9 protein-coding genes, 5 tRNA genes and 1 pseudogene are annotated in these 11,763 nt (G+C 72.0%); 3 read left to right on the top strand and 12 right to left on the bottom strand.

The annotated features are described in order from the left end of the window. The 4 genes from ABZ641_RS09435 to leuC form a co-directional block, all read right to left on the bottom strand. Positions 1–594: HU family DNA-binding protein (locus ABZ641_RS09435; protein ID WP_359980389.1), on the bottom strand; the 594-nt coding region annotated here is incomplete at its 3' end. 133 nt (positions 595–727) lie between these two features. Next, positions 728–916, bottom strand: a complete 189-nt coding sequence (locus tag ABZ641_RS09430; protein WP_344627304.1) for a hypothetical protein — start codon at positions 914–916, stop codon at positions 728–730. A 374-nt stretch (positions 917–1,290) separates the two neighbouring features. Continuing rightward, the gene (gene leuD / locus ABZ641_RS09425) at positions 1,291–1,887 is read right to left on the bottom strand and encodes a 3-isopropylmalate dehydratase small subunit (protein ID WP_344627300.1); all 597 of its coding nucleotides are present in this window, start codon (positions 1,885–1,887) and stop codon (positions 1,291–1,293) included. 3 nt (positions 1,888–1,890) lie between these two features. Then, complete coding sequence (gene leuC, locus ABZ641_RS09420) at positions 1,891–3,312, bottom strand: 3-isopropylmalate dehydratase large subunit (RefSeq protein WP_344627301.1); 1,422 nt, start codon at positions 3,310–3,312, stop codon at positions 1,891–1,893. A 237-nt stretch (positions 3,313–3,549) separates the two neighbouring features. Between leuC and ndgR the strand changes: the two genes are divergently transcribed. Next, positions 3,550–4,263, top strand: coding sequence for an IclR family transcriptional regulator NdgR (gene ndgR, locus ABZ641_RS09415; RefSeq protein ID WP_030275730.1), 714 nt, complete (start codon positions 3,550–3,552; stop codon positions 4,261–4,263). A gap of 138 nt (positions 4,264–4,401) precedes the next feature. Here ndgR and ABZ641_RS09410 read toward each other — a convergent pair. The 8 genes from ABZ641_RS09410 to ABZ641_RS09375 all read right to left on the bottom strand — a co-directional run bounded on the left by ABZ641_RS09410 (position 4,402) and on the right by ABZ641_RS09375 (position 7,721). Then, a tRNA-Gln gene (locus ABZ641_RS09410) sits at positions 4,402–4,476 on the bottom strand. Between the two features lie 4 nt (positions 4,477–4,480). Then, positions 4,481–4,553 (bottom strand) — tRNA-Glu (locus ABZ641_RS09405). A 24-nt stretch (positions 4,554–4,577) separates the two neighbouring features. Further along, positions 4,578–4,650, bottom strand: a tRNA-Glu gene (locus tag ABZ641_RS09400). A 36-nt stretch (positions 4,651–4,686) separates the two neighbouring features. Beyond that, a tRNA-Glu gene (locus ABZ641_RS09395) sits at positions 4,687–4,759 on the bottom strand. 21 nt (positions 4,760–4,780) lie between these two features. Beyond that, positions 4,781–4,852 (bottom strand) — tRNA-Gln (locus ABZ641_RS09390). A gap of 176 nt (positions 4,853–5,028) precedes the next feature. Next, complete coding sequence (gene gltX / locus ABZ641_RS09385) at positions 5,029–6,534, bottom strand: glutamate--tRNA ligase (protein WP_359980385.1); 1,506 nt, start codon at positions 6,532–6,534, stop codon at positions 5,029–5,031. Beyond that, positions 6,527–7,327, bottom strand: coding sequence for a fumarylacetoacetate hydrolase family protein (locus tag ABZ641_RS09380; protein ID WP_344628444.1), 801 nt, complete (start codon positions 7,325–7,327; stop codon positions 6,527–6,529). The genes gltX and ABZ641_RS09380 overlap by 8 nt, the downstream gene beginning before the upstream one ends. Before the next feature lie 169 nt (positions 7,328–7,496). Then, entirely contained in the window at positions 7,497–7,721 is a 225-nt protein-coding gene (locus ABZ641_RS09375; protein ID WP_344628445.1) for a hypothetical protein, read from the bottom strand. A 462-nt stretch (positions 7,722–8,183) separates the two neighbouring features. On the opposite strand from ABZ641_RS09375, the gene ABZ641_RS09370 reads away from it, so the two are divergent. Both ABZ641_RS09370 and ABZ641_RS09365 read left to right on the top strand, forming a co-directional pair. Then, positions 8,184–11,687: a nitrate- and nitrite sensing domain-containing protein gene (locus tag ABZ641_RS09370; RefSeq protein WP_359980382.1), complete on the top strand. Its 3,504-nt coding sequence runs from the start codon at positions 8,184–8,186 to the stop codon at positions 11,685–11,687. A gap of 10 nt (positions 11,688–11,697) precedes the next feature. Next, a pseudogene (locus tag ABZ641_RS09365) lies at positions 11,698–11,763 on the top strand (roadblock/LC7 domain-containing protein); the annotation flags it as partial.

Raw genomic sequence — 11,763 nt, 5'->3', positions numbered from 1 at the left:
GGTCTTCTTGGCCGCCGCGGCGGTCTTGGCGGGAGCCGCCTTCTTCGCCGTCGCGGTGGTCTTCTTCGCCGCCGCGGCGGTCTTGGCGGGAGCCGCCTTCTTCGCCGTCGCGGTGGTCTTCTTCGCCGCCGCGGCGGTCTTGGCGGGAGCCGTCTTCTTCGCGGCCGTCTTCTTGGTGGCCGCGGCGGCGGTGCCGGTGGCGGCCGCGACGCGCTTGGTGGCGGCGCGCTTGGCGGCCGCCGTGGTGGCGCCGCTCTTGCCCGGGGTGAGCGAGCCCTTGGGGGCCTTCTTGACCGAGGGGCCTTCCTTCGGCAGCTTCTTGGAGCCGCTGACGAGGTCCTTGAAGCCCTGGCCGGGACGGAAGCGCGGAACGGAGGTCTTCTTGACCTTGACGCGCTCACCGGTCTGCGGGTTGCGGGCGAAGCGCGCGGAGCGCTCCACCTTCTCGAAGGTGCCGAAGCCGGTGACCGAGACCCGGTCACCGGCCACGACGGCACGCACCATGGTGTCGAGCACTGCGTCGACGGCCTCTGCGGCAGCCTTGCGACCGCCCAGCTGCTCGGCCACCGCTTCGACAAGCTGAGCCTTGTTCACGTCTTCCCCTTCGGAAACGGGCGCCGGATGAATCCATCCGTTCATTTCGCACGTTAGGTATGTATCTGCGGACTTTCAATTACCAAACGCGTGAATCACCCTAGTGTCGCAATGGATTTGCGCGTTCGCGTCCTCAGCCGAGCGGCGGGCGCCCCGCGTCGAGGTCCTGCACAAAGCGACTCAACCGCCGGGCCGCCCCCGGGAGATCGCGCTTGGCGGTCTCCGTGACGATCAGCAGTTGACGGATGAGAGCGGTCTTTGCTTCCGCTGACACGTTCAGCGCAGATACGCGAGCGTGGGCTTGCTTCAACCGCTCGGCCACAAGCGCGAAGAGCGCTTCGGCTTCCGGGTCGTCCGGTTCCTCAGCAGGTGAGGTCTGGTCGTCCGTCCGGCCGTCAATTCGACCGCCGGCTGCACCGCCGTTCACCTCCGGGTGCGCGGGATCGCCACCCGCGTACGGAGGTTCGTCGTGCCGGTGCATGCAACGATTGTGCCATCTGTTGTGATGTGCCCTGCGCAAGGGGGGTCTTGGGCAAATGCCCGGTGCTGTTCCGAGTCGGCGTCAGACCCGAACTCGGACTCGAACTCCGGCCGGTCCGAAGGGCCGCGGCGATGCACTCGGGGGGCCGAACGGCGGATGGCCCGCCCCCCCGAGGGGAGGCGGGCCATCCGGCGTACGCGCGGAGTTGCGGTCGGTCAGGCGACCGGCAGGGTGCGCGGCTTGAACGAGGGGCGGGTCGCCTCGAAAGCGGCGATGTCGGCCTCGTTCTGCAGCGTGATGCTGATGTCGTCCAGGCCGTTCAGCAGGCGCCAGCGGACGTTGTCGTCGAGCTCGAAGGAGGCGGTCACGCCCTCGGCGCGGACCTCGCGGGCCTCCAGGTCGACGGTGATCTCGGCGGTCGGGTCGGCCTCGACCAGCTCCCACAGCCGCTCGACGGTCTCCTGCGGCAGGACGACGGTCAGCAGGCCGTTCTTCAGCGAGTTGCCGCGGAAGATGTCGGCGAAGCGCGAGGAGATCACGGCCTGGAAGCCGTAGTTCTGCAGCGCCCAGACGGCGTGCTCGCGGGACGAGCCGGTGCCGAACTCGGGGCCGGCCACCAGGACGCTGGCGCCCTGCCGCTCGGGGCGGTTGAGGACGAAGTCCTCGTCCTTGCGCCAGGCCTCGAACAGGCCGTCCTCGAAGCCGGAGCGGGTGACCTTCTTCAGCCAGTGCGCCGGGATGATCTGGTCGGTGTCCACGTTGCTGCGGCGCAGCGGGACGGCCCGGCCGGTGTGGGTGGTGAACTTCTCCATGGCTCAGGCCTCCACGGCGACGCGGTCGGACAGGTCTGCGGGCGAGGCCAGGTGACCCAGCACGGCGGTCGCGGCGGCGACCTGCGGGGAGACCAGGTGGGTGCGGCCGCCCTTGCCCTGGCGGCCCTCGAAGTTGCGGTTCGAGGTCGAGGCGCAGCGCTCGCCCGGGGCCAGCTGGTCCGGGTTCATGCCGAGGCACATCGAGCAGCCCGCGTGGCGCCATTCGGCGCCGGCGGCGGTGAAGACCTTGTCCAGGCCCTCCTCGACGGCCTGCAGGGCGACCCGGACGGAGCCGGGGACGACCAGCATCCGCACGCCCTCGGCGACCCGGCGGCCGTCCAGGATGTCGGCGGCGGCCCGCAGGTCCTCGATCCGGCCGTTGGTGCAGGAGCCGACGAAGACGGCGTCGACGGGGACCTCGCGCAGCGGGGTGCCGGCCTCCAGGCCCATGTACTTCAGGGCGTTCTCGGCGGCGATCCGCTCCTGCGGGTCCTCGAAGTCCTCGGGGTTCGGGACGTTGGCGCCGAGCGGGGCGCCCTGGCCCGGGTTGGTGCCCCAGGTGACGAACGGCGTCAGCGAGGCGGCGTCGATGAACACCTCGGCGTCGAAGACGGCGTCCTCGTCGGTGGCCAGGGTGCGCCAGTACGCGACGGCGGCGTCCCAGTCCTCGCCCTCGGGGGCGTGCGGGCGGCCCTTGAGGTAGTCGAAGGTGGTGTCGTCGGGGGCGATCATGCCGGCCCGGGCGCCCGCCTCGATGGACATGTTGCAGATGGTCATCCGGGCCTCCATGGAGAGGCTGCGGATGGCGGAGCCGCGGTACTCCAGGACGTAGCCCTGGCCGCCGCCGGTGCCGATCTTGGCGATGATGGCGAGGATCAGGTCCTTGGCGGTGACGCCCTCGGGCAGTTCGCCCTCGACGGTGATGGCCATCGTCCTGAACGGGGCCAGCGGCAGCGTCTGGGTGGCCAGCACGTGCTCGACCTGGCTGGTGCCGATGCCGAACGCCAGTGCGCCGAAGGCGCCGTGGGTGGAGGTGTGGGAGTCGCCGCAGACCACGGTGGTGCCGGGCTGGGTGAGGCCCAGCTGCGGGCCGACGACGTGCACGACGCCCTGCTCGACGTCGCCCAGCGAGTGGATGCGCACGCCGAACTCGGCGGCGTTCCTGCGCAGCGTCTCCAGCTGGACCCTGGAGACCGGGTCGGCGATCGGCTTGTCGATGTCGAGGGTCGGGGTGTTGTGGTCCTCGGTGGCGATCGTGAGATCGGTGCGGCGGACCTTGCGGCCGGCCAGCCGGAGGCCGTCGAACGCCTGCGGGCTGGTGACCTCGTGCAGCAGGTGCAGGTCGATGAAGAGGAGGTCGGGCTCGCCCTCGGCGCGCCGGACGACGTGGTCGTCCCAGACCTTCTCTGCGAGTGTCCGTCCCATCGCTTTCCCTCCAGCCGGCCGCATTGCCGGCCTTCTCGTGTCGTCGGGGTCTCTTCCGGTGCTGCCCTGGTGAGGCTCGCTGCGGAGTCGCGACCTGCACGCCGGATCGTCTGTCCAGGATGTGGACGCTTTGGTGAGGGTCCATCCTGGGTGTCTCCCGGGCTGCTGCATCAAGAGTGGCGCTTTTCTCGGAAGATTGAACTTGCGTCTCGCCCACTGAGACTGCAGTATCGAGACATGGACAACACTAGCGGCGTCGGCGTTCTCGACAAGGCCGCTCTGGTGCTGAGCGCACTGGAGTCTGGCCCCGCCACGTTGGCGGGGCTGGTCGCCGCCACCGGTCTGGCGCGGCCCACGGCCCACCGACTCGCCGTCGCACTCGAACACCACCGCCTGGTCACCAGGGACATGCAGGGCCGGTTCATCCTCGGCCCCAGACTCGCCGAGCTCTCCGCCGCGGCGGGCGAGGACCGCCTCCTCGCCACCGCCGGGCCGGTGCTCACGCACCTGCGCGACGTCACCGGCGAGAGCGCCCAGCTCTACCGCCGCCAGGGCGAGATGCGCATCTGCGTCGCAGCCGCCGAGCGGCTCTCGGGCCTGCGGGACACCGTCCCGGTCGGCTCCACCCTGCCGATGAAGGCCGGCTCCGCCGCCCAGGTCCTGCTGGCCTGGGAGGAGCCGGAGCGCCTGCACCGCGGCCTGCAGGGCGCCCGCTTCACCGCGACGGCACTCAGCGGCGTGCGGCGCCGCGGCTGGGCCCAGTCGATCGGCGAGCGCGAGCCGGGCGTGGCGTCCGTCTCCGCGCCCGTCCGCGGCCCCTCCAACCGCGTGGTGGCCGCCGTCTCGGTCTCCGGCCCGATCGAGCGCCTCACCCGCCACCCGGGCCGGCTGCACGCCCAGGCCATCATCGAGGCCGCCAACCGCCTCACCGAGGCGCTCCGCCGCGGCTGACGCCCGCACCGGCGACGACGGAAGGGCCCGCCCCGGAACACGGGGGCGGGCCCTTCGGGCTGCGCGCGGGAATTCCGGGACGGTCCGGGAAACGGGACGGTCCGGAAAACAAAAAAGCCCCGGTCACCCGGAGCTTGTTGGCTGGGGTACCAGGACTCGAACCTAGACTAAATGAACCAGAATCACTCGTGCTGCCAATTACACCATACCCCAAAAGTACCCCCGACCGGATTCGAACCGGCGCTACCGCCTTGAGAGGGCGGCGTGCTAGGCCGCTACACAACGGGGGCCCGCACCACCGAGGTGGTGCTGAGTACCCCCGACCGGATTCGAACCGGCGCTACCGCCTTGAGAGGGCGGCGTGCTAGGCCGCTACACAACGGGGGCATACTCATTCACTCTGCAATTTTCGAAGAAACTGCGTACCCCCGACCGGATTCGAACCGGCGCTACCGCCTTGAGAGGGCGGCGTGCTAGGCCGCTACACAACGGGGGCTTGCACTACTGCTGTACTGCGCTGGGGTACCAGGACTCGAACCTAGACTAACTGAACCAGAATCAGTCGTGCTGCCAATTACACCATACCCCACCAGAGTTCAACCCCTGCGGGGTCTTCGCTCGGTGTCTCGCGCCTCCCTGCCCGGGCGGCGCAGAAAGAACATTACCCGACGCCAGGCCCGGCTCCAAAATCGATAACCGCAGGCAGGGCGCCGGGCGCCTGCGGCCCTGGTCAGCGCACCGGGGCCGCAGGCGGCGCGGGCGGCCTCAGGAGGCCGGCGCGGCCTCCAGGGCGGCCCCCAGCCGACGCAGCGTCTCGGCGCGGCCCAGCAGCTCCATCGACTCGAACAGCGGCGGGGAGACCCGGCGGCCGGTCACCGCCACCCGCAGCGGGGTGAAGGCGAACTTGGGCTTGATCCCGAGGCCGTCCACCAGGGCCTCGCGCAGCGCGGCCTGGACCGCGTCCGGGGTGAAGTCGGCCAGCGCCTCCAGCGCCTGCACGGACGCCTCCAGGACCGGCCGGGCGTCGGCGCCGAGCGCCTTGGCGGCGTCGTCCGGGTCGACCGCGAAGTCCGCCGGGTCGACGAACAGGAAGCCGGCCATCGGGACGATCTCGCTCAGCACGACCATCCGCTCCTGGGTGAGCGGGGCGACGGCGGCCAGCAGGTCGAGCTGGTGCGCGGTGGGCTCGGCCGGCAGCAGTCCGGCGGCCTGCAGGTACGGCACCAGCCGGCGGACGAAGTCCTCCGGGTCGAGCGCGCGCAGGTGCTCGGCGTTGATCGCCTCGCACTTCTTCAGGTCGAAGCGGGCCGGGTTGGCGTTGACCTTGGCGATGTCGAAGGCCTCGACCATCTCCGCCATGGAGAAGCGGTCCCGGTCCTCGGAGAGCGACCAGCCCAGCAGGGCCAGGTAGTTGAGCAGGCCCTCGGGCAGGAAGCCGCGCTCGCGGTAGAGGTTGAGCGAGGCCTGCGGGTCCCGCTTGGAGAGCTTCTTGTTGCCCTCGCCCATCACGTACGGCAGGTGGCCGAAGCGCGGGGTGGTGCCGCCGCCCACGCCGATGTCGGCGAGCGCCGCGTAGAGGGCGATCTGGCGCGGCGTCGAGGAGAGCAGGTCCTCGCCGCGCAGCACGTGGGTGATGCCCATCAGCGCGTCGTCGACCGGGTTGACGAGGGTGTAGAGCGGGGCGCCGTTGGCCCGGACGATGCCGTAGTCGGGCACGTCCTTGGGGTCGAAGGCGACCGGGCCGCGGACGAGGTCGTCGAAGGCGAGGGTGGTGTCCGGCATCCGGAACCGGAGGATCGGGCTGCGGCCCTCCAGCCGGTACACCGCGACCTGGTCCTCGCTCAGCTCGCGGCAGTGGCCGTCGTAGCCGGACGGCCTGCCCGCCGCGCGGGCGGCCTCGCGGCGGGCGTCGAGCTCCTCGGTGGAGCAGTAGCAGTGGTAGGCGTGCCCGGCCTCGTGCAGCCGGCGGGCGACGTCGGCGTAGACGTCCATCCGCTGGGACTGCCGGTAGGGCGCGTGCGGGCCGCCGACCTCGGGGCCCTCGTCCCAGTCGAAGCCGAGCCAGCGCATCGCGTCGAGCAGCTGGCCGTACGACTCCTCGGAGTCGCGGGCGGCGTCGGTGTCCTCGATCCGGAACACCAGGGTGCCGCCGTGGTGGCGGGCGAACGCCCAGTTGAACAGGGCGGTGCGGACCAGCCCGACGTGCGGGTTGCCGGTCGGGGACGGGCAGAAGCGGACCCGGACGTCCGGGCCCGCGAGGGAGTCAGCCACGCTTGATCACCTTGTTGGCGAGGGTGCCGATGCCTTCGACGGAGACGGCGACCTCGTCGCCGATGCTGAGGGGGCCGACGCCCGCGGGGGTGCCGGTCAGGACGACGTCGCCCGGCAGGAGCGTCATCGCCTCGGAGATGTGCGCGATCAGTTCGGGGATCGAACGCACCATCAGGGAGGTGCGGCCGGTCTGCCGCAGCTCGCCGTTGACGGTGCAGGTGATCGCCAGGTCGGACGGGTCCAGCTCGGTCTCGATCCACGGGCCGAGCGGGCAGGAGGTGTCGAAGCCCTTGGCCCGGGCCCACTGGCCCTCGCGCTGCTGGACGTCGCGCGCGGTGACGTCGTTGGCGCAGGTGTAACCGAGGATCACCTCGGGGACGCGCTCCACCGGGACCTCGCGGCACATCCGGCCGATCACCACGGCGAGCTCCGCCTCGTGCTGCACGTCCGAGGAGAACGGCGGGTAGGCGATGGACTCCGTCGGGCCGACGACCGCGGTGGACGGCTTGAAGAAGGTCAGCGGGACGTCCGGGACCTCGTTGCCGAGCTCGGCGGCGTGCGCCGCGTAGTTGCGGCCGACCGCGACGATCTTGTTGGGCAGCATCGGCGCCAGCAGGCGGACGTCCTGCATCCGGTAGCTCTCGCCGGACAGCTGCGGCGGCCCGAACGGGTGGCCGGCCAGCGCGTGCACCACCAGGGAATCGGGTTGGGCCGGGTCGCCCTCGACGACGCCGAAGGAGACGCTGCCGGCGGCAGGGCTCCCTTCCCGGACGGAAAACCTGGCGATACGCACCCTGCAGCCTCTCGGTCGGTGGCCTGCTCGATCGTCCCCAGGCTATCGCGCGGGGTGCCGCCGGCCCGGGGGCGCGCGGCGGCGGGGGCGCTCGTGCACCCCGGACGCCCCGGACACGCCGAGGGGCGCCGACCGGTGCGGTCGGCGCCCCTCCTGCGGGCGGGTGCGCTCAGTCCTGGGGAAGGCGCGGCGCGGGCGCCACCATCAGCTGGGTGCGGCGCGGGTTGGCCGTGCTGTCGGGCAGCTCGACGGCGTACTCGCGCGGCTCCTGCGAGGCCACCGCGCCGGGGAGCTGGGCGAAGTCCGCGACGGAGGCCAGGGTGGTCCGACGCGGGTTGGCGGTCGGCCGGACGGTGAGCGTGGACTTCGCGGCGACCTTCGTCGGCTGGGACATGGGCGGGGCACCTTGGTTTCGCGAGGGGGACTTTTGGGCGGGCGCGGGCCTGGGAAGGCTCTCCGCGACCCCGCCAAGGGTAAGGATCTCCTGTCACAGGAGCCGTGACCAAAGCTACACATTAATCTGTGACTTTGGTCACAATTCCGTGATCCATTTCGGCTTTCGGGACATTCGGGGCGGTTCGAGAATTCGGACATAACGCCCATCTCGGACATTGGTCGCACATGTCCGGGCTCCACCCGGTCGGCCGAAGGGTGCTGCGTGTCCGAAAAGAGCCGTATTACCAGCGCGTAACCGCACAGACCGTGAGAGCCTGCGCGCGGTCGGTAGCTCAGGACACCGAGTCATAACGGCCCTTGTTGGACTTCTCGCGCTGTGCTGGAATGCCACGGAAAAACTCGACACCGTCCCCCTCCGCGTCAGCGGGGAGGGGCGCCCGGTCCAGAGGTTGCGACGCCAGTGCAGGGACGTTTCAAGAGGGGCAGCGGCGCCGCGGGTGACCCGGAGTCGCGCGAGCCGGTGGCCGGCCCCCACCAGGCAGCGCCAACAACAGGCCAGGCCGGCGGCAGCGCCGAGCCCGCCGACGACACGGTCACGGACGGCCACGACACGGCCGACGGCAAGTCGGGCCGTTCGCGGCTCCGCAGCACGCTCAACTACCGCCGGGCGACCGGCCTCAACAGGTTCGCGCTGCGCAACTGGCGCATCCGCACGCGCCTGATCGCGCTGCTGCTGCTCCCCGTGATGGTGGCGCTCGTCCTCGGCGGTCTGCGCGTGCAGACCTCGATGGAGAACTCCCGCCAGCTGGCGCAGATGACCGACCTCGCGGACCTCGCCCGCCGCGCGACCGCGCTGGCCGACGCCCTGGAGACCGAGCGCGACATCAGCGCCGGCCCGCTCACCGCCAAGCCCGGTGAGCGGCAGGACCCGGACGTCATGGACGCCCAGAAGAACACCGACCAGCTGAGCAAGGCCTTCGCCACCAGCGCCGACAAGTTCGACGAGCTCGACCTCGCCGGTGGAAAGGCCCTGCTGCTGCAGGTCCGCAAGGACCTCAACCAGCTGTCGGAGGCGCGCGGCTCCGCGTACACCAACATCGACAACATTCAGGCCACCGTCCTGAACTACGACGTGATCATCAAGGGTCTCATCGGCATCACCGAGGAGATCGCGATCGCGTCGAACTCGACCGAGCTGATCAAGATCACCCGGGCGCTCAGCCAGTTCGCGCTGTCCAAGGAGAACGCGTCCATGCAGCGCGCGCTGATCTCCGCCGCGCTGGCCCGCCCGCAGAAGGCCGACCTCTCCCCCTCGGACGAGACCTTCGGCATCCGGCTGCAGGTCTCCGAGGAGTCCGCGCTCGCCAACTTCACCGCCATCTACGGTGACGAAGAGGCCCGCAAGAAGCGCTCCAGCCTGAGCTTCAACCAGACCATCGCGGACACCGACCGGTACACCCAGCAGGTCCTCAACACCAACGGCATCCGGCAGACCGACCCGCGCACCTACACGGACTGGTACGACGCCGCCAGCGTCAAGATCAACGCCGAGCAGCGCATCGAGACCCAGCTGCTCGAGGACCTCGACGGCAAGGCCCAGAAGCTGCAGTCCGACGCCGACACCGAGGCGCTCGTCAACGCCGCGCTGATCGCCGTCGTCCTCATCGTCGCCATCGCCGGTGCGGCCATCGTGGCCCGCTCGATGGTGCGCTCGCTGACCCGTCTGCAGACCGCGGCCGAGGACGTCGCCGAGCGCCGTCTGCCCGAGCTGGTCAAGACCCTCTCCGAGAGCGACCCGCACGACGTCGACGTCACCGTCGAACCCGTCGGCGTCGACTCCGCGGACGAGATCGGCCACGTGGCCTCCGCGTTCGACATGGTGCACCGCGAGGCCGTCCGCCTCGCCGCCGAGCAGGCCCTCCTGCGAGGCAACATCAACGCGATGTTCACCAACCTCTCGCGCCGCAGCCAGGGCCTCATCCAGCGCCAGCTGTCGCTCATCTCCGAGCTGGAGAGCCGCGAGGCCGACCCGGACCAGCTGGCCAGCCTCTTCAAGCTGGACCACCTCGCGACCCGCATGCGCCGCAACGGTGAGAACCTCCTCGTCCTCGCGGGCGAGGACCCGGGCCGCCGCTGGACCCGCCCCGTCCCGCTGGTCGACGTGCTCCGTGCCGCCGCCTCCGAGGTGGAGCAGTACGAGCGCATCGAACTCGCCGCGGTGCCGTCGACCGAGGTCGCCGGCCGCGTCGTCAACGACCTCGTCCACCTCCTCGCCGAGCTGCTCGAGAACGCGACCTCGTTCTCCAGCCCGCAGACCCGCGTCCGGGTCACCGGCCACGCGCTGCCCGACGGCCGCGTGCTGGTCGAGATCCACGACACCGGCATCGGCCTGAGCCCGGACGACCTCGCGGACATCAACGAGCGCCTCGCGAGCCCGCCCACCGTCGACGTCTCCGTCTCCCGCCGTATGGGCCTCTTCGTGGTCGGCCGCCTGTCCCTGCGACACGGCATCCGCATCCAGCTGCGTCCCAGCGACTCCGGCGGCACCACCGCACTCGTCATGCTGCCGGTGGACGTCACCAACGCCGCCGGCCGTCCGGGCCAGCGCCCCGCCGGCGGTGCCGCCGGCAAGGGCCGCGGCCTCGGCCCCACCCCGCGCCAGCAGGGCCGCGGCACCGCGGCGGAGGCCCTCGCGGGCCGCGCCGCCGCCGCGCTCGGCCAGGCCCCGACCGATGCCCCGGCGCGTCCGCAGCTCGGTCAGGGCCCGCAGGGCGGTGCCCCGCAGCAGCCCCAGCAGCCCCAGGGCGGTCGTCCCGCCGGCGGCCTGCCGACCCGTGAGGTCGGCCAGGCGCTGCGCGAGACCCCCGCGCCGAACCGGCAGGGCCAGCAGGCCCCGCAGGGCCAGCCCAACCAGCAGGGCCAGCAGGGCCAGCCGCGGCGGGTCCCGGGCGCGTCCGGTGCCCCGGGCGCGCAGGGCGGTCCCGGCGGCCAGGCCGGCGGCCTGCCGCGCCGCGGCCCGGAGCAGGGCCCCGGCGGCCGTGCCCCGATGCCGGAGCGCCAGCGTCCGGAGGCCGGCCCGCAGGGCGGCCGCCCCGTCCCCGGCCAGCAGCGCCCGCAGGCGCCGCAGCAGCCGGGCCCGGCGGAGAGCCCCGTCGAGTCCACCGTGCAGTTCGGCCGGCCGCGCTTCGAGGCCAGCGACATCGACCCACGCGACCCGCTGGGCCTCGGCCTGGTGGAGCCGGTCCTGCCGGACCCGGCCACCCAGCCGGGCGGCGGCCACCCGTTCGCCCAGCAGGCCCCGCAGCAGCCCCAGCCGCAGCAGCAGGCCCAGCCGATGGCGCTGCCGACCGGCCCCGGCCCGGAGGACACCCAGCAGTGGTTCCGTCCGGAGGACGGCGGCCAGCAGCAGGCCCGTCCGCGCCCGCAGCAGCAGCCGCAGCCGCAGTACCAGCCGCAGCGCCCCGGCACCTCGGCGCAGGGCGTCCCGCCGCAGCAGCAGGCCCCGCAGGGCCCGCCGCGCCAGCAGCAGCGCCCTCAGGCTCCGCAGCGTCCGGGCCCGCAGGCCGGTCCGCAGCGGCCCGGTCCGCAGGGCGGTGAGCCCGGCCGCCGCGAGGCCGCCGAGGCCCCGTGGCGCCCGTCGGCCAACGACGAGCGCTGGCGCCGTGCCGAGCAGGTGCGCGAGCCCTCGACCAGCGGTCTGACCACCTCGGGTCTGCCGCGCCGCACCCCGCAGGCCAACCTGGTCTCCGGCACCGCCGAGTCGGCGCCGCTGACCGGCCCGCAGGTCTCCCGCAGCCCGGAGGAGGTCCGCGGCCGCCTGACCAACCTGCGCCGCGGCATCCAGCAGGGCCGCCAGGCCGGCCAGGGCCAGGGTCCGGCACAGGGCCAGGGTCAGGGCCAGAACAACTTCGGCCGCCAGCAGCAGGGCTTCGACGGCTTCGGCCAGAACCACCAGGAGCGTTGAGTTGAGTCAGATGAGCCAGGCCGCACAGAACCTGAACTGGCTGATCACCAATTTCGTGGACAACACCCCCGGGGTG

Origin of the sequence: Kitasatospora sp. NPDC007106, from assembly GCF_040634455.1 — a bacterium.
GTDB classification, from domain to species: Bacteria; Actinomycetota; Actinomycetes; order Streptomycetales; family Streptomycetaceae; genus Kitasatospora; species Kitasatospora arboriphila.
This window is presented reverse-complemented; position numbering and strand designations above follow the sequence as displayed.